Source organism: uncultured Pseudoflavonifractor sp. (assembly GCF_944387805.1).
In the GTDB taxonomy this organism is placed as follows: Bacteria; Bacillota; Clostridia; order Oscillospirales; family Oscillospiraceae; genus Pseudoflavonifractor.
On record NZ_CALXGI010000048.1, the window covers coordinates 1 to 20,296 of the forward strand.

Annotated in this window: 20 protein-coding genes, 1 CRISPR repeat array and 1 other annotated feature; of the genes, 10 read left to right on the plus strand and 10 right to left on the minus strand. The window is 61.7% G+C overall.

Going from position 1 to position 20,296, the window contains the following annotated elements; genetic code table 11:
* Positions 1 to 129: 129 nt before the first annotated feature.
* The 3 genes from recR to ilvA all read right to left on the minus strand — a co-directional run bounded on the left by recR (position 130) and on the right by ilvA (position 2,877).
* Complete coding sequence (gene recR, locus Q0K06_RS10445) at positions 130 to 732, minus strand: recombination mediator RecR (RefSeq protein ID WP_277216532.1); 603 nt, start codon at positions 730 to 732, stop codon at positions 130 to 132.
* A 25-nt stretch (positions 733 to 757) separates the two neighbouring features.
* A complete protein-coding gene (gene rpe / locus Q0K06_RS10450) occupies positions 758 to 1,414 on the minus strand; it encodes a ribulose-phosphate 3-epimerase (RefSeq protein WP_294552046.1) in 657 nt (218 codons plus the stop codon).
* Positions 1,415 to 1,656: 242 nt separating this feature from the next.
* Positions 1,657 to 2,877 carry a threonine ammonia-lyase gene (ilvA, locus tag Q0K06_RS10455; RefSeq protein ID WP_294552047.1) on the minus strand — a complete coding sequence of 407 codons (1,221 nt, stop codon included), beginning with the start codon at positions 2,875 to 2,877 and terminating at the stop codon, positions 1,657 to 1,659.
* A 198-nt stretch (positions 2,878 to 3,075) separates the two neighbouring features.
* Between ilvA and Q0K06_RS10460 the strand changes: the two genes are divergently transcribed.
* The 3 genes from Q0K06_RS10460 (at position 3,076) to Q0K06_RS10470 (ending at position 6,310) form a co-directional block, all read left to right on the plus strand.
* On the plus strand, positions 3,076 to 3,795 hold the full coding sequence (locus tag Q0K06_RS10460; RefSeq protein WP_294552049.1) for a 5-bromo-4-chloroindolyl phosphate hydrolysis family protein: 720 nt from the start codon (positions 3,076 to 3,078) through the stop codon (positions 3,793 to 3,795).
* A 22-nt stretch (positions 3,796 to 3,817) separates the two neighbouring features.
* Complete coding sequence (locus Q0K06_RS10465) at positions 3,818 to 5,026, plus strand: toxic anion resistance protein (RefSeq protein WP_294552051.1); 1,209 nt, start codon at positions 3,818 to 3,820, stop codon at positions 5,024 to 5,026.
* Between the two features lie 102 nt (positions 5,027 to 5,128).
* Positions 5,129 to 6,310 carry a TPM domain-containing protein gene (locus Q0K06_RS10470; protein ID WP_294552053.1) on the plus strand — a complete coding sequence of 394 codons (1,182 nt, stop codon included), beginning with the start codon at positions 5,129 to 5,131 and terminating at the stop codon, positions 6,308 to 6,310.
* 121 nt (positions 6,311 to 6,431) lie between these two features.
* Here the strand turns inward: Q0K06_RS10470 and Q0K06_RS10475 are convergent, their stop codons facing one another.
* Positions 6,432 to 6,644, minus strand: coding sequence for a hypothetical protein (locus Q0K06_RS10475; RefSeq protein ID WP_294552055.1), 213 nt, complete (start codon positions 6,642 to 6,644; stop codon positions 6,432 to 6,434).
* 132 nt (positions 6,645 to 6,776) lie between these two features.
* Here Q0K06_RS10475 and Q0K06_RS10480 point away from each other — a divergent pair, with 132 nt between their 5' ends.
* The 3 genes from Q0K06_RS10480 to Q0K06_RS10490 all read left to right on the plus strand — a co-directional run bounded on the left by Q0K06_RS10480 (position 6,777) and on the right by Q0K06_RS10490 (position 8,413).
* On the plus strand, positions 6,777 to 7,301 hold the full coding sequence (locus Q0K06_RS10480) for a gamma carbonic anhydrase family protein (RefSeq protein ID WP_294552056.1): 525 nt from the start codon (positions 6,777 to 6,779) through the stop codon (positions 7,299 to 7,301).
* Positions 7,298 to 8,146, plus strand: a complete 849-nt coding sequence (locus Q0K06_RS10485) for a hypothetical protein (RefSeq protein WP_294552059.1) — start codon at positions 7,298 to 7,300, stop codon at positions 8,144 to 8,146. Before Q0K06_RS10480 ends, Q0K06_RS10485 begins: the two co-directional genes overlap by 4 nt.
* Positions 8,147 to 8,230: 84 nt before the next feature.
* Positions 8,231 to 8,413 (plus strand): DUF1540 domain-containing protein, encoded by a 183-nt coding sequence (locus tag Q0K06_RS10490; RefSeq protein WP_294552062.1) that lies wholly within the window; start codon positions 8,231 to 8,233, stop codon positions 8,411 to 8,413.
* 66 nt (positions 8,414 to 8,479) lie between these two features.
* Here Q0K06_RS10490 and Q0K06_RS10495 read toward each other — a convergent pair whose 3' ends face one another.
* From Q0K06_RS10495 to Q0K06_RS10515, 5 genes are read right to left on the minus strand one after another with little or no spacing between them, the layout of a single operon-like run.
* Positions 8,480 to 9,061: an Rnf-Nqr domain containing protein gene (locus tag Q0K06_RS10495; protein WP_294552065.1), complete on the minus strand. Its 582-nt coding sequence runs from the start codon at positions 9,059 to 9,061 to the stop codon at positions 8,480 to 8,482.
* Positions 9,058 to 9,780, minus strand: coding sequence for an Rnf-Nqr domain containing protein (locus Q0K06_RS10500; RefSeq protein ID WP_294552068.1), 723 nt, complete (start codon positions 9,778 to 9,780; stop codon positions 9,058 to 9,060). Before Q0K06_RS10500 ends, Q0K06_RS10495 begins: the two co-directional genes overlap by 4 nt.
* The gene (locus tag Q0K06_RS10505; protein ID WP_294552071.1) at positions 9,761 to 10,351 is read right to left on the minus strand and encodes an FMN-binding protein; all 591 of its coding nucleotides are present in this window, start codon (positions 10,349 to 10,351) and stop codon (positions 9,761 to 9,763) included. Before Q0K06_RS10505 ends, Q0K06_RS10500 begins: the two co-directional genes overlap by 20 nt.
* Positions 10,348 to 11,607, minus strand: coding sequence for an RnfABCDGE type electron transport complex subunit D (locus Q0K06_RS10510; RefSeq protein ID WP_294552074.1), 1,260 nt, complete (start codon positions 11,605 to 11,607; stop codon positions 10,348 to 10,350). Before Q0K06_RS10510 ends, Q0K06_RS10505 begins: the two co-directional genes overlap by 4 nt.
* A complete protein-coding gene (locus Q0K06_RS10515; RefSeq protein WP_294552076.1) occupies positions 11,591 to 12,904 on the minus strand; it encodes an SLBB domain-containing protein in 1,314 nt (437 codons plus the stop codon). Before Q0K06_RS10515 ends, Q0K06_RS10510 begins: the two co-directional genes overlap by 17 nt.
* 273 nt (positions 12,905 to 13,177) lie before the next feature.
* Positions 13,178 to 13,410, plus strand: a binding site (T-box leader).
* 60 nt (positions 13,411 to 13,470) lie between these two features.
* Between Q0K06_RS10515 and ilvB the strand changes: the two genes are divergently transcribed.
* The 4 genes from ilvB to Q0K06_RS10535 all read left to right on the plus strand — a co-directional run bounded on the left by ilvB (position 13,471) and on the right by Q0K06_RS10535 (position 17,925).
* Entirely contained in the window at positions 13,471 to 15,177 is a 1,707-nt protein-coding gene (gene ilvB / locus Q0K06_RS10520) for a biosynthetic-type acetolactate synthase large subunit (RefSeq protein ID WP_294552079.1), read from the plus strand.
* A gap of 14 nt (positions 15,178 to 15,191) precedes the next feature.
* Positions 15,192 to 15,749 carry an acetolactate synthase small subunit gene (gene ilvN, locus Q0K06_RS10525; RefSeq protein ID WP_294552080.1) on the plus strand — a complete coding sequence of 186 codons (558 nt, stop codon included), beginning with the start codon at positions 15,192 to 15,194 and terminating at the stop codon, positions 15,747 to 15,749.
* A 307-nt stretch (positions 15,750 to 16,056) separates the two neighbouring features.
* Positions 16,057 to 17,076 carry a ketol-acid reductoisomerase gene (ilvC, locus tag Q0K06_RS10530; protein WP_294552083.1) on the plus strand — a complete coding sequence of 340 codons (1,020 nt, stop codon included), beginning with the start codon at positions 16,057 to 16,059 and terminating at the stop codon, positions 17,074 to 17,076.
* Positions 17,077 to 17,262: 186 nt separating this feature from the next.
* Positions 17,263 to 17,925: a GNAT family N-acetyltransferase gene (locus tag Q0K06_RS10535; protein ID WP_294552085.1), complete on the plus strand. Its 663-nt coding sequence runs from the start codon at positions 17,263 to 17,265 to the stop codon at positions 17,923 to 17,925.
* 38 nt (positions 17,926 to 17,963) lie between these two features.
* Here Q0K06_RS10535 and Q0K06_RS10540 read toward each other — a convergent pair whose 3' ends face one another.
* Positions 17,964 to 18,725 (minus strand): helix-turn-helix transcriptional regulator, encoded by a 762-nt coding sequence (locus Q0K06_RS10540; RefSeq protein WP_294552087.1) that lies wholly within the window; start codon positions 18,723 to 18,725, stop codon positions 17,964 to 17,966.
* A 256-nt stretch (positions 18,726 to 18,981) separates the two neighbouring features.
* Positions 18,982 to 20,295: a CRISPR direct-repeat array (repeat unit 32 nt; unit sequence ATTTCTATCCACGTCCTCCGCGAGGAGGACGA).
* Position 20,296: the final 1 nt, after the last annotated feature.

Sequence of the window (20,296 nt, forward strand, 5' to 3'; positions counted from 1 at the left end):
CTATCGGGGAGTCCTTTTTTTGTCCATAGCTATAAGCTCTTTATCCACTGGCAGACCCAGTGGTTCTTTAAGCAAGATAAAAGAGGCGGCCGCGGTTATCAACCGCGGCCGCCTCTTTTGTGGAAAAAATCACATCTCCCGCCGACCCTCCAGGGCACGCATCAGGGTGGCGTCGTCGGCAAACTCCAGGTGGCTGCCCACCGGGATGCCGTAGGCCAGGCGGGTCACCTTCACCTGGAAGGGCTTCAGGAGACGGGAGAGGTACATGGCAGTGGCCTCGCCCTCAGTGTCCGGGTTGGTGGCCATGATGACCTCCTTCACCTCGCCGCTGCCAACCCGCTCTACCAGGGACTTGATGTGCAGGTCGTCGGGGCCCACGTGGTTCATGGGGGAGATAACCCCGTGGAGCACGTGGTACAGGCCGTTGTACTCCCGACTGCGCTCCATGGCGATGACGTCCTTGGGGTCAGCCACCACGCACACCGTGGACCGGTCCCGCTTGGGGCTCTGGCAGATGGCGCAGGGACCCTCGCCCTCGGTCAGGTTCTGGCACACGGGGCAGAAGGAGATGGCCCGCTTGGCGTCGGTGATGGCCTGAGCGAAGGCGGCGGCGTCCTCGTCGGGCAGGGAGAGCATATAGAAGGCCAGCCGCTGGGCGCTCTTGTGGCCGATACCGGGCAGCTTGTGGAACTGCTCCACCAGCTTCTCCAGGGCGGGGGGGAAGTACTGCATGGAAAATCCTCCAGAATGTTTGAAATCAGACGCCGGCGGAGCGCAGAGCCTCCACGGCGGCGGCGGGGTCGGGCTTGCCGAACACGGCGGAGCCGGCCACCAGCACGTTGGCGCCCGCCTTCATCACCAGCGGAGCGGTGGCGGGGTCGATGCCGCCGTCCACCTCCAGGTCACAGTCGGGGCAGTACTGGTTGATGTAGCCCCGGATGGCCTCGATCTTGGGCAGCATGTCGGACATGAAGGCCTGACCGCCGAAGCCGGGCTCCACCGTCATCACCAAAATCAGGTCCAGGTCCCGCTTCAGATAGGGGATCACCGCCTCAGCGCCGGTGATGGGCCGGAGAACAATCCCCCTTTTTACGCCGTTGGCCTCCATTTTGTCCAGGGCCCGGTGGATGGCCGGAGGCAGGTCGGCCTCCAGGTGGACGGAGAGCAGGTCGGCCCCCGCCTGGGCAAAGGCGTCGATATACCGCTCCGGCTTCTCAATCATCAGGTGTACGTCCAGAAATTTGCCGGTGCAGGAGCGCAGGGACTTGACCACCGGCACGCCGATGGTGATGTTGGGGACGAACATGCCGTCCATCACGTCCACGTGGAGCCAGTCGGCATTGGGCACCCGCTCAATGTCCCGCTGGAGGTTGGCAAAATCCGCTGAGAGCAGCGAGGGGGCAATTTTAATCATACTTAAACCTCCGCTTTAACAGAAATTGAAAAATTTCCTGTATGATATATTCAGCGCGGCAGAGACCTGCGCCGCACCGGGGGGCGCTCCGGCACATAGGATGGCTCAGCGGAATCGCTTCCGGCCGGCGGCGGCGCTCCCCCGCTCAGCTCCCATGGTCCGGCGGCCCGGCCGGGAGAACAACCGCTTTCAGATAGCCGTCCGGCGGGCAGCGCCCGCCGGACGGCAGCAGGATCGGGGGATTAGTCGTAGAAATCGCCGGTGCCGACCTCCCGGGCGTCGTACCCGGCGGAGCGCATAGCGGTCAGGATGGTCCGCTTGTGGGTGTGGCCGAAGGCTTCCAGGGTCACCCGCAGCTCCACGCCGCTCTGGCGGTTGATGTTGACGAACTGGTTATGCTCCAGCTTGATGATGTTGCCGTTCTCGCGGGAGATGATTTCGGCCACCCGCAGCAGCTCGCCGGGACGGTCTGGCAGCTGGACGGAGAAGGTGAACACCCGGCCCCGGTTGATGAGGCCGTGCTGCACCAGGCTGGCCACGGTGATCACGTCCATGTTGCCGCCGGAGAGCACGCAGACCACATTCTTGCCCCGGCAGTCCAGATGGCTGAGGGCGGCGATGGGCAGCAGGCCGGAGTTTTCCACAATCATCTTGTGCTTTTCGATCATGTCCAGGAAGGCGTCTACCAGCTCCACATCGTCAATGGTGATGATATCGTCAATATTCTGCTGAATATAGGGGAAAATGAGGTCGCCGGGGGTCTTTACGGCCACACCGTCGGCAATGGTCTCCACCTTTTCCAGGGAGACCACGTGGCCCGCCTCCACGCTGGCCTTCATGGACGCGGCGCCGGTGGGCTCCACGCCGATGACCTTCACGTTGGGGTTGAGCAGCTTGGCCAGAGTGGACACGCCTGCCGCCAGGCCGCCGCCGCCGATGGGCACCAGTATTACATCCACGTCGGGAAGGCTCTGGAAAATCTCATAGGCGATGGTGCCCTGTCCGGTGGCCACCGCCAGGTCGTTGAAGGGGGGCACGTAAGTCAGGCCCCGCTCCTCCACCAGCTGCTGGGCCAGGGCGGCGGCGTCGTCAAAGGTCTCGCCGTGGAGCACCACCTCGGCGCCGTAATCCTTGGTGTTGTTTACCTTTACCAGCGGGGTGGTGGTGGGCATGACGATGGTGGCCCTGACGCCTGCTGCCTGGGCCGCGTAAGCCACGCCCTGGGCGTGGTTGCCCGCCGAGGCGGTGACCAGACCTCTGGCCTTCTCCTCCTCAGAGAGCGTGGACAGCTTGAAGTAGGCGCCGCGGATCTTGTACGCGCCGGTGACCTGCATATTCTCCGGCTTCAGGTACACATGGTTGCCCGAGGACTTGGAGAGGGCCGCGCTGGGGACAAGCCCCGTGTTGGTGATGACGCCCGAGAGCACGCTGCGGGCGGCCTTGAAATCTTCCAATGTCATCATGGTGAAAACCCCTTTACTGGGAATCGGCCGGTCAGGTCATCCCTCTGAATATAGTTAACCATTATTTTAATGAATTTAAGTGCTAAAGTCAACGTGTTCTTGACACCCCCAAATGAGGAGGGTACAATAAACTAGTACCGGAATACCCACCGGCCGCCAGGCCGGACAAGACCCTGGTTTCAGAGCATGGAGGAAGCTATGACAAAAAAAGTAAAGCGTTCCGTGGCACCCTTTTATCTGGTGGCCGCCCTGTGGCTGGCCTGGGCGCTGCTGCTGCCGCTGTACCGCCCGCTGGACTATGTGCTGGCTGCTGCGGCGTCGGTGGCGGTCTTTATCCTCGGCAAGGCCATCTGGCCGGACAAGATCTATCAAATTGCGGACCCGGAGGCAGAGCAGAAGTCAGAGAAGCAGGAGCCGCCCAAAGCGGAGCAGCCGCAGACCCAGCCCCCAAAAGCAGAGAAGAAGTCCACCGGCGACCCGGAGCTGGACAATCTGCTCAGGCAGCGGGACATGGCCCTGTCTGAGATGCGCCGCCTCAACGACTCCATCGAGGACGAGAAGCTCTCCGCCCAGATTGACCATCTGGAGGCCACTACCAGAAAGATTTTCGACCTGGTGGCGGAAAAGCCCGCCAAGAAGAGCCAGATCAGCCGCTTTATGAACTACTACCTGCCCACAACCCTCAAGCTGCTCAACGCATACGACCGGATGGACGCCGCCGGGGTGTCGGGCACCAATATCGACGGCACTATGGGCCGGATCGAGCAGATTATGGACACCGTGGTGTCCGCCTTTGACCGCCAGCTGGACGCCCTCTTTGGGGATGAGGCGCTGGATATTTCTACCGACATTACCGTACTGGAAAATCTGCTGGCCCAGGAGGGGCTCAGCGGGGACCAGATGACGGCCCAGTCATAAAGAAGGAAAGGATGGAATTCCCATGACCGACAAAATTGATATGACCCCCGAGCTGACCCTGGACCCCACCGGCGCGGCCCAGGCCGCCCAGGCGGAGACTGTGCTCCGTACGCCTGAGGCTCCCACCCTGACCCTGGAGCCCACCCTGGGCGCCGAGGAGACTGCCGCAGCGCAGGCCCAGCGGGACGCCAACGCGGTGAAAATTGACGAGAGCATGCTCACCGAGGCCGAGCGGAAGATGGTGGACGACTTCTCCCAGAAGATCGACATTACCGACTCCAACGTGGTCCTCCAGTACGGCGCCGCCGCCCAGAAGAACGTGGCCTCCTTCTCGGAGAACACCCTCAACTCGGTGCGCACCAAGGACCTGGGCGAGGTGGGCGAGGCCCTCAGCTCCCTGGTGGTCCAGCTCAAGGGCTTCAACGTGGAGGAGAAAAAGGGCATTATGGGCTTCTTCCAGCGCAAGCGCAACGAGCTGGAGGAGATGAAGGTGGCCTACTCCAAGGCTGAGACCAATGTGGACAAGATTGTCCAGATTCTGGAGGGCCACCAGGTCACCCTGATGAAGGACATCGCCATGCTGGACCAGATGTACGACCTGAACACCAAGTACTACAAGGAGCTGACGATGTACATCATCGCCGGCAAGAAGAAGCTGCAGGCCGTCCGCACCGGCGAGCTGGAGGAGCTGCGCAAGAAGGCCGCCGCCACCGGCGCCCAGGAGGATGCCCAGGCCTACAACGACCTGGCCAACATGTGCAACCGCTTTGAGAAGAAGATTCACGACCTGGAGCTCACCCGCATGATCTCCATCCAGATGGGCCCCCAGACCCGGCTCATCCAGAACAACGACACCCTGATGCTGGAGAAGATTCAGTCCTCCCTGGTGAACACCATCCCCCTGTGGAAGAGCCAGATGGTGCTGGCCCTGGGTCTGGAGCACTCCCGCCAGGCCACCGCAGCCCAGAGCGCGGTGACCAATATGACAAACCAGCTGCTCCAGAAGAACGCGGACATGCTGAAGATGGGGACCATTGAGACAGCCAAGGAAGCTGAACGCTCTGTGGTGGACATCCAGACACTCCAGCACACCAATCAGCAGCTTATCTCCACTCTGGACGAGGTCATGAAGATCCAGCAGGAGGGCGCCCAGAAGCGCCGGGAGGCCGAAGTTGAGCTGGGAAGAATCGAGGGTGAGCTTAAGCAGAAGCTGCTGGAGCTGCGGGGCTGAGCGATAACCGGGAGACCGGAATAGAGCTCCGTGCCGGGCAGATTCAGAAAATGGTGGCTCCGCAGAGCCCAGGGGCGCTCTGCAGGGCAGCGGAGGAATATAATGAAAATTTTTCAGAAAACCGGCGTGGCGGTGCTGGTCATGTGCATCGCCATTGCGGCGGCTGTGGGCATCGGCATATGGCGACAGCCTGCGGCAGCGGTGAACAGCCAGCCCGGCAATCTGGATACCGGGCTGGACACCACATATTACGCCAAATTTATAGACGACGGGGCGGACCTGTTGTCGGGCAACGCGGAGGAGACCATCGCCCTCTACAACGCCAACTGGGATAACCGTTACAACAGCGTGGTAGGCGTGGTGACCATGGAGTCCGTGCCCTCCGGCGTGGAGACCATCGACGACTTTGCCGATTACGCCTATGAGCTGGGAGCGGACCTGGGCCTGGGCGAGGGCGACGCGGTACTGGTCCTCTCGGTGGCGGACGAGGGCTACTATCTGGCCACCGGCGACGACTTTGCCACCATGCTCCCCGACAGCCGGGCGGACTCCTTTCTGGAAGAGTATCTGGCCATGGACTTCTACGCCGGCAAATATGAGGCGGGCGTGCTCAGCCTGTACAGCGGCCTTAACGACCTCTACTACACCAATTTCGGAGTGGGCAACGACGCCCTGCCCGACAGCCACGGCTATACCGGGCATTCCTATGGATACGCCTACAGCTGGGTGCTCTGGCTGGTGGTTGCGCTGATTGTGCTGGTGGTCATCCTCAGCGTGGTGGACCGCTCCCGGTACAACGCCTACCGCGCCCGGTACTACGGCGTGGCAGCCCCTCCCTATGTGTTCCGGCCCATCCTCTTCTGGCACCGGCCCGGCTCCTACTGGTACCGGCGGCACTGGCATCGCCCGCCGCCTCCTCCGCCGCCCAGAGGACCCAGAGGTCCGGGCGGACCCGGCCGCCCCGGCGGCGGCAATCCGGGCGGCTTCGGCGGCGTGGGTAACCGGGGCCCCAGAGGGGGCGGCACATTCGGCGGCCGCCACTCCGGCGGCAGCAGGCCTGGCGGATTTGGCGGATTTGGCGGAGGCGCCAGCAGAGGCGGCGGCTCTTTCCGCGGCGGCAGTTTTGGCGGCGGCTCCCGCGGTGGCGGCAGCTTTGGCGGCGGCTCCCGTGGTGGCGGCAGCTTTGGCGGCGGCTCCCGCGGTGGCAGTTTTGGCGGCGGCTCCCGTGGTGGCGGCAGCTTTGGCGGCGGCCGCGGCGGCGGTTCCTTTGGAGGACGCCGTTAGGGGGCCTGTCCTGACTGTGCGCCTACCGGGACGCCGGTAAATCGGTAAAAATATGTTCCACGAATAAGACGGAACCGCCCCTCGGCTGAGGGGCGGTTCTTATGCTCTGTGCCGCGGAGGCTCAGAGGCGCTGGAGCTCCTGCAGGGTGTCCTGAATCACAGACTTGGGGAGGTACGCGCCTGCAAATGAGATGAGCTGCTCCAGGGTAACGGTCCTGGCGGCTCCCAGCAGGGGATGCTTCATCGCCATGGGAAAGCGGCGCTGGAACACCGCCCGGGATTTGGGATTGTCCAGCAGTTCGCCCACGGTAATCTTGTTGTGCTTCAAATCCAAATCAGTTCACCTCCAACCCAGTGTATGCAGAGAGACGGGACAGAAAGCACGGAAAGAAACTCCCTCTTGCGTGCCAGGCGGTTGTCACATATAATAATTCTGTTTACTCTAACAGCACTGGGAGATGATAGTGTGCTTGTCCAATGGGAAGGAAAGGCGCCGCAGCTTGACCGGTCGGTGCGCATGGCGGATACCGCCTCTGTGGTGGGGAACGTGACGGCTGAGGCTGGGGTAAGTCTGTGGTACGGCGCGGTGGTGCGTGGGGACATGAGCCCCATCCGCATCGGCCGGGATACCAATATCCAGGACAACGCAGTCATCCACGGAGACGTTGGCGTGCCCACAGAGCTGGGGGAGCAGGTGTCTGTGGGGCACAGCGCCGTGCTCCACAGCTGCCGGGTGGAGGACGGCTGCGTCATCGGCATGGGCGCTGTGGTGCTCCGTGACTGCGTTATCGGGGCGGAGTCCTTGGTGGCGGCGGGCGCTGTGGTGGCCGGCGGGGCGGTTATTCCGCCGGGCAGCCTGGTGGTTGGGGTTCCCGGGCGGGTAAAGCGGACCCTGACGCCGGAGGAACGACACAAGCTGAGAGACAATGCGGCGGAGTATCTCCGCCTTGCGGCACAGCTGCCGCCAGTGGAAAAAAGGAGCGAAGCATGAGAAGAAAAAAGCGGACCGATGAGGCCGGAAAGTACCACAAGACCCTGCGGGAGCAGATCCGGGAGAATAAGGCTCTGGCGGCGGTATACATTGTGCTGCGGGCCCTGGTGATTCTGACCATGGTGGCCCAGTTCTTCAATGGAAACTTTGAGAACGTGTTCCTGTGCCTGCTTACGCTGGTGCTCTTCACCATTCCCAGCTTTATTGAGCGGACCATTAAAATTGACGTGCCCGACACACTGGAGGTCATCATTCTCCTGTTTATCTTTGCCGCCGAGATTTTGGGCGAGATCGGAGCCTACTATACCCAATATCCCGGCTGGGACACCATGCTCCACACCCTAAACGGCTTCCTCTGCGCGGCCATCGGGTTCTCTCTGGTGGACATTCTCAACCGCAGCGACCGTTTTACCTTTTCCCTCTCGCCGGTCTATCTGGCTGTGGTTGCCTTTTGCTTCTCCATGACAGTGGGAGTGCTGTGGGAGTTCTTTGAGTGGACCATGGACAGCGTCTTTCTGCTGGACATGCAGAAGGACGCGGTGGTCCACACCATAAGCTCCGTTATGCTGGACCCCACCGGCGGCAACCATCCCCAGCAGATTAAGGACATTACGGACGTAATTGTGGTCACAGCAGACGGCGTCCAGCGGTCCCTGGGCTTGGGAGGCTATCTGGACATCGGCATCAACGACACCATGAAAGACCTGTTCGTCAATTTTATCGGCGCCCTGGTGTTCTCTGTCATCGGCTTTTTCTACGTGAAAAACCGGGGAAAGGGCCGCTTTGCCCGGCGGTTTATCCCCCGTCTGCTGCGGGAGAGCGAAGAACAAAAGACCCAGGGATAGCGCGCATATTTTCCCCGGGAGAGCAGATACTAGAGCTGGCCGGGGAGCCGGCCGTCCATTCTCTCTCTCAAGGAGGATTACGCTATGAATTCCAATCCCAGTATCAAATGCTCCGTGTCCAGCTGCGCCTATCACAACGGCCAGCAGAGCGCCTGTACCCTGAATGAGATCAGGGTGGGCTGCACCACCGCCAACGTGTCTGACTGCACGGCTACCGAGTGCGCGTCCTTTAAGCTGGGCGACCACGGTACCTGCTGCAAGCACTGAGCAAGAAAAAGAAAAATTCCCGGCGGCCTGATATAGCCGCCGGGAATTTTTTATGGGCAGAAACCATTACCACATCGGAAAGCCGGTAAACCCCAGCAGGGTGAGGACCACCAGGCCGGCTGCCGCCATGGCGATGGGGAGGCCGGAGAAGGACCTGGGGACCCTGGCATAGGAGATGCGCTCCCACACAGATGCAAACACCAGCGCGGCTACGGTGAAGCCCATACCGGCCAGCAGCCCGCTGCGGAGAGCCAGCGCCGGTCCAACTTCCGAGCGGGCAGCCAGCAGGGCCCCGCCCAGCACAGCCCAGTTGACCGCCGACAGAGGCAGGCTCTGCCGCAGGCGCTCCGACCGTCCCGGCAGGAAACGGGTCATAAAATGGCTGGACAGCCAGGCCAGACCGGCGCCCAGAAGCAGGAACGCCGCCTCCTCCAGATATTCCGCCCCAAAGGGGGCGAGAAGAAAGGCAAACACCACCCAGCAGAGGAGCATGGAGACCGTCAGCCCCACGGTGACGGTCAGCCCCATAACCAGCGCGGAGCGGTAGCCGCCGTCCAGCGGGGCAGGCAGGCCAAGCCGGCGGGCCACGCCGAACTGCTCCGCTACAAGGGCGGCCAGGGACAGGGCAAAGAACTGTATGATGCTCACGGTTTCTCCCTCCTCTCAAGCCGTTCGGAGACCCAGCGGACCATGGCGGCCAGACAGGCCAGCAGCAGGAAGCCGCCGCAGGGGGCGGCCGCCAGCAGGACAGGGGGCAGTTCATCCGGCAGGGCGGCGCCCCAAATTGTACCTTTGCCCAGCAGCTCCCGCAGTGCGCTGAGGACAGACAGGGCGATGGTAAAGCCGATGCCCGCCGCCAGACCGTCCACGGCGGCGTAGCCGGGGGTGAACCGGCGGGAGAAGGCCCCCCGTCGGGCCAGCATGGCGGCGTTGACGGCAGCGGGCAGGAGAAACAGGGGCACGCAGCTGGTCAGGCCGGGGAAGCAGGCCTGAAGCACCAGACCGGCGGCGGTGAGGATGGCCGCCGCCGCAATCAGGTAGCAGGGGATGCGCAGGGCCGGGGAGGAGAGGGGGCGGAGGACAGCGCCGGCCAGATTGGTGCACACCAGCACCGCCGTCATGGACAGGCCTGTGCCCAGGCCGCCGGGGAGGGCAGCAGAGCAGGGCAGCACCGTCGCCGTCAGCAGGAGCAGCAGCACGGCCGGATTGCGCAGGGTCAGTCCCCGGAGGAACAGGCGGCCCACCCGGCCGGGCTCCATGGAGAAGCTGGCCTTCAGCCAGCGGAGGGCGGCGGAGCCCAAGGCCCGGAGCCGCGCAGGGGCCTGCTGCCGGAAGGCAGTCCAGCCCTCAGTTTTCTCCTTCTTCACGGACCGCACCTCCTTCCGCACTGTATGCAGCAACTGCCGCCAGGGCCTGGTTGACCCCCTGGGCCACCGCCCGGCTGCTCTCGGTAGCGCCGGAGACTGCCGCCACAGCGTTTGCGCCGGAACCGACGCGCACCGTGCCGGACAGGCCCAGAAAGCGCTCCAGAAAGGCGGCATTGTCCACACCGTCCCCCAGGCCGGGTGTCTCGCTGTGGGAGAGAATGGCCACGCCGGTGACGGAACCCTGGGCGCTGACGCCCACCATCAGCTTCATAGGGCCGCCGAATCCGCCGGAGGTCACCTCCACGCAGTAGCCCGCCAGGGACTCACCCTGCCAGGCGGCGTACATGTCGTCTACCATGGACGGGTCATAGGGCAGCTGGGAGAAGGCTGTGGTATCCGGCGGAGCCACAGAGACCATCACCGCCTGCCTGGCCTCCTCCGTTCCCCGGAGAATGGCGCCGGCGGTAGCGGCCCGCGTCACAAGCACCAGGACCAGAGCGAACAGGATGGTCCCAGCCAGCACCAGCGCCGAGCGGCGCCAGGCTGGGTCACGGAATTTGGATTCACTCATGCCCGGGCCTCCTTTCTCTGCCGCCAGGCCCGGCGGAGGGCCAGGGAAGCGCGGTCGATGAGCCAGGCGAGCAGATTCATCATCAGGACGGCAAAGCCCACTCCCTCGGGGTAGGAGCCGAAGGTGCGCAGGAATACGGTGAGGGCGCCGCAGCCCACGCCGTAGACCACCTGGCCCCAGAAGGTGACCGGGGAGGTGGTGAAATCAGTGGCCATAAAGAGAGCGGCCAGAAGCAGCCCGCCGCCCATGAGGGAGTAGAGGGTCCAGTCCAGGGAGGAGTTGCCGCCCTGGGGAAAGCACCAGGACAGCACCGCCACCGTGCCCAGGAAGGACAGGGGAATCCGCAGCTTAATGACCCGGCGCACCAGCAGGTACAGTCCGCCCAGCAGCAGCAGCGCGGCAGACACCTCGCCCAGGGCGCCTGACCGGACACCGGTGAACATCTCCAGCAGGGAGGCGGAGGGCAGGCTGCCGGCGTGGAGGGCGGCCATGGGGGTGGCGGCGCTCTGGGCGTCAATGGAGAGCCCCTCCCAGCTGCGGACAGCGGGGAAGGCGGTCATAACGGCGGGGAAGGAGAACAGAAAGGCCCGGCCTGCCAGCGCCGGGTTGAGAAAGTTTTTTCCCAGGCCGCCGAAGAGCTGCTTGACCACCACAATGGCGAAAAAGTCCCCCAGCAGAACGGCCCAGTAGGGTACGCCGGCGGGCAGGGTAAAGGCCAGCAGCACGCCGGTGACCGCGGCGGACAGGTCGCCCGCGGTTTGCCTCCGGCGGGTGAGGAGGCAGAACAGGGCCTCGAAGCCCACGCAGCCTGCCGCCGACACCAAGGAGACAAGAAAGGCCCGGGGGCCGAAGAAGTAGCACCCGGAGAAGAGCAGGGCGGGCATGAGGGCGATGAGCACGTCCAGCATCAGGGTGCGGGTGGTGTCCCGGGTGGTGAGATGGGGGGCGGAGGCCAGGGTGAGGGGTGTGCCCAGTCCGGCGCTGGAGGACAGCTTCGGCTGCTTTTCTGCCTTGGGCAGCAGGGGCGCAGTCTGGGGTTGGACGGGCGCCGGATTCACCTGAGGAGCCTCAGCCCGGGGAGCCTCGTCCCGGGGGAGCGGGGCGGGGGCGGGCTGGCCGGCCAGGCCGGAGGGCTGTTTCTCCACCGGGGAAATCTGTTCTGCCGCCTGGGGCTGGAAGGTCTCATTCTGCTTGGCCTGGGGGGCATGCTGGGGGCGCTGCTGCCCGCCGGAGCGGTTTTTACGCTTCTTCTTCATGGTCAGCCTCCCTTCTGCCCGCCGCTCCAGACAGGCGCCGCTTGCCCACCCGGATGCTGTGGACCAGCCGCAGGTGGGCGGGACACACATAGGCGCAGGCGCCGCACTCAGTGCAGGCGGAAATTTGCTCCCGCTCCAGGGCCTCCCACTGTCCGCTCCGGACGTACAGGTGGAGAAAGAGGGGCGCCAGTCCGGCAGGGCACACCTCTACGCACCGGCCGCACCGGAGGCAGGGGCTCTCAGGACGGATGGAGGGGTAGAGATCTGCCGCCGACAGGGCCAGCAGGGCACGGGTCTCCCCGGTTACCGGGGCGGTCAGATCAAACTGGGCCTTACCCGTCATGGGGCCCCCGGCCACCAGCCGTACCGGCTCCTCTTTCCAGCCTCCGGCCTCCCGGATAAGGTCGGAGACAGGGGTGCCGATGGGAACCAGCAGGTTGGCGGGCCTGGCCACGGCAGAGCCGGCCACAGTGATAATGCGATGGGTCAGGGCCTGCCCCCGGTACACCGCGTCCCACAGAGCGGCGGCAGAGCAGACGGTAAACAGGGCCCGGCCCTCCTGATGGAAGGTCAGGGGCTGGGGGTAGCGGCTGCGGAGGAGCCGCAGTTCAATGTCCCCGCCCCGCAGGGGCAGATAGCTCCGGAGAGCGGCCACAGCATCATACTGACTGCCCTCCAGGGCCAGCGTGGCCCGGGGCAGGCTCAGGGCCTGCATCAGCAGCCGCACGCCTCCCAGCACCGCCTCGGGTCGGTCTGCCATCAGACGGCGGCGAGAGGTGACATAGGGCTCGGACTCGGTGCCGTCAATGAGCAGGGCATCCGCCTTGCCCATGGCGTCCCGGAGCAGCTGGGACAGAGGGCGGCCGGTGCCGTCCATGGCAGTGAGACCGGCTTGAGCGGCGATGTCGGCCAGTTCGCCGGGCCGGAGGCTGGCGGGAGAAGCGTCCTTGTCCACCCGCCGCCAGGCGGGGGAGGCCACAGGTGTGTTCGTTCCGTCGCTGTCAATGACCGCGGAGAGCGCCGCCCCGCCCCGGATCTGCTGCCGGGGCTCCACTGCCGCCACGGTGCCGGATACGCTGGCGTGGACCGCTGCTTGGCCGGGAACAGCGTCAGCCAGTTTTTGGCCCGCCCGTACCCGGTCCCCCGGCACCACCAGCGGCACGGCAGAAGCGGTTCCCGCACCGGCCAGAGGGAGAACCACTTGGGCCGGCGGCTGCTCCATGGGCCGGAAGGGGAGTTGGCCGGTGGCCTTCTTCCGCTGGGCGGGACGAATCCCGCCGGAAAAAATGGAAAACATGTCTCCACCTCTTGCACATAATACGATAGCGTTGCCGCCGGAGAAGGAACCTCCAGGGCAATTAATATATTATATCGTATTTACAGGCGAGATGTCCAGAGAGGAGGGGAATTTCGCCGGAGTCCGGCGGACAGCGGCGAAAAAGCAAAAACCGCATCACTTTAAAGAGAAAAAGATTTTTTTCAAAAATTATAAAATCAAGATTGACAAATGTCTATTTCAGCGGTATGATATCAGTTAATTACACACCGTGCACAGACAGATGTGCCGGAAAGAAAAGCAATGACTGGGTAAGTACGGCCATGGTGTAAGCGCAGAGAGGGAGCGGCTGGTGTAAGCCCCCGTGAGCGTGGCTCGGAACGTCGCCCAAGGAGCAGCCGGGCTGAACGGGGAGCGCACTCCCTTTGTAGGCGCGGCCGGTTTTCCCTCCGTTATCGGGGCAAAAGCGCGCGGGGCGCAGCCCTGCGAATTTAGGTGGTACCACGGAGCATGACTTCGTCCTATGGGACGAAATGTTGTGCTCTTTTCTTTTTTCTCGTACATGAAACCAAAGGAGGTCTCACGATATGAAGATGAAAACCCCGCAGATCCTGATGGAATGTCTGCTGGAGCAGGGGGTGGATACCGTATTTGGTTACCCCGGCGGCACCATTTTGAACGTCTATGATGAGCTGGAGCTCCATGGCTATAAGGAGAAAATCCGCCACATTCTGACTGCCCACGAGCAGGGGGCCTCCCATGCCGCCGACGGATATGCCCGCGCCACCGGAAAGGTGGGCGTGTGCTTCGCCACCAGCGGCCCCGGCGCCACCAATCTCACCACCGGCATTGCCACCGCCTACTATGACTCCTCACCTGTGGTGTTCATCACTGTCAACGTGGCGGAGAATCTCATTGGCAAGGACTCCTTTCAGGAGGTAGACATCACCGGCATCACTATGCCCATTACCAAGTGCAACTATCTGGTCCGCCGGGCGGAGGATCTGGCCGACGTGATCCGGGAGGCCTTTGCCATTGCCCGCTCCGGCCGTCCTGGTCCTGTGCTGATTGATATTCTCAAGAATGTGACATATGAGGAGGCGGAGTACGAGTATTTGCCCCCCAGCGAGCACAGCAAGCACGGCCGCCTGGCCGCTATGCTGCGCCGGGCCTCCCACGACCTGCGTACCCCTGAGCCTGACCGCGGTGATATCGATAAGCTGCTGGACATGATTGAGGAGGCAAAGAAGCCTCTGGTGCTGGTGGGCGGCGGCGTCATCCGATCCAAGGGCGCGGTGCCTGAGTTCCGCAAGTTCTTTGAGCGCCTTAACGCCCCTGTGGCCTCCACCATTATGGGCGGCGGCGCCTGCCCGGGCAACCACCCCCTCTTTACCGGCATGATCGGCATGCACGGTTCCCATGCCTCCAACCATGCGGTTGACGAGTGCGACCTGCTCATCGCCATCGGCTGCCGGTTCTCCGACCGGGTGGCCACCGATCCCAAGACCTTTGCCAGGCATGCAAAGATCGTTCAGATTGACATCGACCGGGCGGAGGTGGATAAGAACGTCCAGACCGACCACCACATCATCGGCGATGCCCGGCGGGTGCTGGAGCTGCTCAATGAGAAGCTGCCCGCCCACGACTACCCCGAGTGGAAGGAGTGGGTATTTTCCCACAAAGAGGTCCCCTTGAAAAAGGACGGTATTCTCCACGCCCACGAGGTGCTGGAGACCATCCAGGCGGTGGCCCCGGGAGCCATTGTGGCCACCGATGTGGGCCAGCACCAGATGTGGGCCGCCCAGTACTACCACTTCGACCGGCCCGGCCAGCTCATCACATCAGGCGGCTTCGGCACTATGGGCTTTGGCCTGGGTGCCGCCATGGGCGCCAAGATGGGCAACCCGGACACCCCCGTGTTCCTCTGTACCGGTGACGGCTGCTTCCGCATGAACTGCCATGAGCTGTGCACTGTGGAGCACTACCACATCCCTGTGATTATCCTGATTTTCGATAACCATACCCTGGGCATGGTCCGTCAGTGGCAGAACCTGCTCTATGGCCAGCGTTACTCCCAGACCGACCTGGACCGGGGGCCCGATTTCGTCAAACTGGCTGAGGCCTACGGCCTGCGGGGCGCCCGCTGCGGCACCCAGGAGGAGCTGGAGGCCGTGCTGAAGGAGGCGGTGGCCTCCGGGACGGCCTGGGTGGTGGACTGCGCCATTGACAAGGACGCCATGGTCCATCCCATGGTGCCCGGCGGCGCGCCTGTGACCAATTTCCTGCTGGATTAAGGAGGGAGACAAGGATGAAAAACAGTATTGTAACCCGCCGCACCCTTTCCGTTCTGGTGGAGAATGCCCCTGGCGTTCTGAGCCAGGTCTCCCGGCTCTTCTCCCGGAAGGGGTACAACATCGAATCCTTGGCTGTGGGCACCACCGATGACCCGGAGGTCTCCCGTATCACCATTGAGGTCATGTGCGATGATCAGATGGCCAATCAGATTATGAATCAGCTGCGCAAGCTCTTTCCTGTCTACTCGGTTCAGGAGCTGCTGCCCGAACGGTCTATCCGCCGGGAGCTGGTCATGTTCAAGGTAAAGGCGGAAACGCACGACATCCGCAACGAGGTCATCCAGATCGCCAACATCTTCCGGGCCTCCATCATCGACGTGTCCCTCAAGTCCCTGACCCTGGCCCTTATTGGCGACGAGTCCAAGGCAGACGCCATGCAGAAGCTGCTGGAGGCCTTCGGCATATTGGAGCTGGTGCGCACCGGCATGGTGGCCCTGGAGCGGGGCGCCTATACCATCAGCGACGAGAACAAGGAAAAAACGGAGTTTATCTTGGGCAAGAACGTACTGTAAGAGGGGACGTTTTTTCCTGGGGCCCGCGAGAGCGGGGCGCGGCGGGTGCCGCGTCCAAGTATTTTGAACCGAAGGGGCAAAATCTTGCCGCAGGGCGGATTTACTCCGCCCGAGGGAGTAAAATACGGGGCCCCCAGGGCGCTGGCGCCCTGGGGACAAAGACGGAGTTTATCTTGGGCAAGAACGTGCTCTGACAGCACGGATAAAAATTCTCCCGATTGTATCACAGTTATCATTCTTTTCCCACCGCCTGTGCTATTATCTCAGATAACAAATATCACCTCTACTTATAAAGGAGTGTATTACAATGGCAAAGATGTACTACGAAAAGGACTGCGAGCTCAGCTATCTGGACGGCAAGAAGATCGCCATTATCGGCTATGGCTCTCAGGGCCATGCCCACGCCCTCAACCTGAAGGACTCCGGCTGTGACGTCTGTGTGGGCCTGCGGGAAGGCTCCAAGAGCTGGGCCAAGGCTGAGCAGGCCGGCCTCACCGTCAAGACGATTCCCGAGGCCGCCCAGTGGGGCGACATCGTGATGCTTCTCATTAACGACGAGGTCCAGGCTGAGGTTTATAAGAAGGATATCGCCCCTTATATGACCGACGGCAAAGCCCTGGCCTTCGCTCACGGCTTCAACATCCGCTATCAGCAGATCGTTCCGCCCGCCGGCGTGGACGTGTTCATGGCCGCCCCTAAGGGCCCCGGCCATACCGTCCGCTCCACCTATGTCAACGGCAAGGGCGTGCCCTGCCTGGTGGCTGTGGAGCAAAACGCCACCGGCAACGCCTATAAGATCGCCCTGGCCTACATCGCCGGCATCGGCGGCGCCCGGGCCGGTGTGATGGAGACCACCTTCCACGACGAGACCGAGACCGACCTGTTCGGCGAGCAGACCGTCCTGTGCGGCGGCGTTGTGGACCTGATGCGCTGCGGCTTCGAGGTGCTGGTTGAGGCCGGCTACGAGCCTGAGAACGCCTACTTCGAGTGCATCCACGAGATGAAGCTGATCATCGACCTCATCAACAAGGGCGGCGTGGCTGCCATGAACTACTCCATCTCCGACACCGCTGAGTTCGGCGAGTACGTCTCCGGTCCCCGCGTCATCCCCCACGAGGAGACCAAGGCCCGGATGCGCGCCGTCCTCTCCGACATCCAGGACGGCACCTTCGCCGGCAAGTGGATCGCCGAGAACAAGAACGGCCGCTGCTTCTTCAACTCCAAGCGTCAGCAGCTCAAGAAGCACCAGATGGAGATCGTGGGCGAGGAGCTCCGCAAGAACATGATCTGGGGCGGCGATAAGGACCTGGACACCGCTTCCAACTAAACAGGACTCCGGGGTCCCCGCAAAAGCCCAGCGAAGCGGGTTTTGTGGGGAAAGGAGCCGCAGTGAAATGAGTGAGCCTTCGCCCTGGGGCGGAGGCGAAGGATATGGAGCTTGCGGCGACGCGGGGCGGCGATAAGGACCTGGATACCGCTTCCAACTAAAAAAGCAAAACCAGCGGGCCATGACATGAATTGCACCCCATTTGTTATTCAGCATGCTATACTGAATGGCAAATGGGGTGCTTTATTATACCAAAAGGGATACCAGAGCAATGGAACAGGATGCCGTGCTGAAAGAAGCAGCGGCGAAAAATTGAATTTGACGGAGGATTTTATGAAGATAAATGATATTGAAACGCCAAGACTTTTATTAAGAGGATTCACGAAAGAAGATGCTTTGTGGGCATATAGTATCTGGAACGATCCGGAGATGGGACAATATTTGACGGATGAAGCAAAAGAAGAAATAGATGATGAATATTTGAAGATGTTAGAAGGCTTGGGCGAGGATGAGGAATGCTGCTATTTGATTCCTGTTTTTAAGGATTCCCTAGAACGGGTAGGAACATGCAGTTTCATGGTAAGTGACGACAAGAAAGTATACGATATTGGTTATTGCGTACATAAAAATTTTTGGCGTCAGGGCTATGCAACTGAAATCGCCCAGGGAATGATAGATTATGCGCGTAGTCAAGGCGCTGAGAAAGTGACGATTTATGTGAATCAGGAAAATGCCGCTTCTAATCGTGTTGCCCAGAAATGTGGCGGAAAAATTGTCAGCGAGACCACATCTGAGAAAAAGGGAACAGATATCATCATGAAAGATTATAAATACGAAATTGTATTGTAAGGCATTTCGTAGATAAAGGGAGACAGGTTATCATTATTTTATTCGTGACGCTTGCCCGCCACGATGGCGGCAATCAGCATGCCGAACAGGGAAACCAGTGTCAGGGGCATCTCCAGAGTGAGGGCATGACCGGGCCATAGGGAGTGGATTATTCCCCATAGAACGGGGAAGAGGACCATGAGTCCCAGCAGCCAGACCCGCATGGCCCGGATGATGTAGGGCCAGTTGCCGTTGTGGAAGCGCACCCCGGCCAGGTTGATGCGGAACACACCGTCGCCGTAAAAGCTGATGTTGTTCTGGTCGTAGTAGGCGGGCAGCCGCTCCTTCACCCGGAAGCAGAGCCAGGCCCCGAAGAGGAGACACAGCCCCTCCAGCAGCAGGACGTTGGACCCCATCTCCTCCACCGTAAAGCCTGCGGCCAGCAGCACGGCGCACTCTATCGCGCCCACCAGGGCGCACAGGAGATAGGCCAGTCCCCACTTCCTGCGCCGCGTTTTCTGTGCCTGCCGCTCCTCCTCCGTCAGCTGGAGGGTGGACTTCACCAGAGCCTCCACCTCCTCCACCGGCAGCTGAGCGGCCGCTGTGCGCTCCCCACGGAGCAGCTCGGTGACCGTCACACCCAGGCAGTCCGCCATGGGCAGCAGCAGCCCCACGTCGGGCAGGCTCAGGCCGCGCTCCCACTTGCTCACCGCCTTGTCCGATACGAAAAGCCGCTCGGCCAGCTCCTTCTGGGTCAGATTGTTCTCTCGGCGCAGCTGGACCAGAAAGCTGCCGAAACGCTCCTTGTCGATGTCATTCATATGGGTCCCTCCTTTGGCTCCATCCTAGCGAAAAACACCCCCATTTGTCAATCGACCAGCGGTAGAGTCCTTGGGCCCCAAGGGATGCAGGGTTTAGATTCAATGCTTCTGCTGGGCTGCTGCTTTTCCTGATGATTCTCTGGAAAGGTGGCGGAACTGCGGGGGAAGATAAAATGGCGTGCCGGTATGGCGGTTCTGCCTGTGCCTCTGAGGGAGAGCGCCCCGGCCCCATAACGCCGTCCATTTCCCAGTGGCCATTTCTATCCACGTCCTCCGTGAGGAGGACGACGGGTGGGCCGCCATTTGCCGCCCACCATCACATCATTTCTACCCACGTCCTCCGCGAGGAGGACGACCGCCAATCACAAAGCCATGCTCCACAAAGGACTTGGTATTTCTATCCACGTCCTCCGCGAGGAGGACGACGGCGGCCTATGGCGCCCAGTTATGGCCTCATACGTATTTCTATCCACGTCCTCCGCGAGGAGGACGACGGCAGTGGTTTTGATTTTATTCGTGATTTGGTGATTTCTATCCACGTCCTCCGCGAGGAGGACGACTAATGTTATAGTATTACTCAGAGAGGTGGTGACAATTTCTATCCACGTCCTCCGCGAGGAGGACGACTGACGCCCTGGAAGAGCAGCGCAAGGCGGTAAAATTTCTATCCACGTCCTCCGCGAGGAGAACGACGCACGCATATGGCGGAGATGTTATCAGAAAGCTGAAGATTTCTATCCACGTCCTCCGCGAGGAGGACGACGAAAGAGTTCTATCTTCCGCTGGCCGGAAAGAAATTTCTATCCACGTCCTCCGCGAGGAGGACGACGTGTTCCTGCACCAACACCAAGAGAGGAGCAAATATTTCTATCCACGTCCTCCGCGAGGAGGACGACATTGAGACTCGAGTCGATAATTCTCAGGCTCAAATTTCTATCCACGTCCTCCGCGAGGAGGACGACCACGCATCTCCCTGTCCTGCTCACGGTAAAAGGAATTTCTATCCACGTCCTCCGCGAGGAGGACGACCACGCCCACGATGCTGAGAATGATGGACCAGTCAAATTTCTATCCACGTCCTCCGCGAGGAGGACGACATGGCCCGCGGCGGATGGAGCACAGATTACACAATATTTCTATCCACGTCCTCCGCGAGGAGGACGACTCCACGCCGCGCCTCCATATCTTTCAGGGCCTCTATTTCTATCCACGTCCTCCGCGAGGAGGACGACTCAATCGGCGTCATATTTCACACGTCCTTTTGCACAATTTCTATCCACGTCCTCCGCGAGGAGGACGACCATAAACATATCCATAACAGTTCCTCCGTCAGGAGATTTCTATCCACGTCCTCCGCGAGGAGGACGACGGCCAGCCCATCTCTGACGCCCTCCTTGGGGGCGTATTTCTATCCACGTCCTCCGCGAGGAGGACGACGTTATGTCGGAACTGGCGGTACTCCGTCCACTAGATTTCTATCCACGTCCTCCGCGAGGAGGACGACGTTATGTCGGAACTGGCGGTACTCCGTCCACTAGATTTCTATCCACGTCCTCCGCGAGGAGGACGAC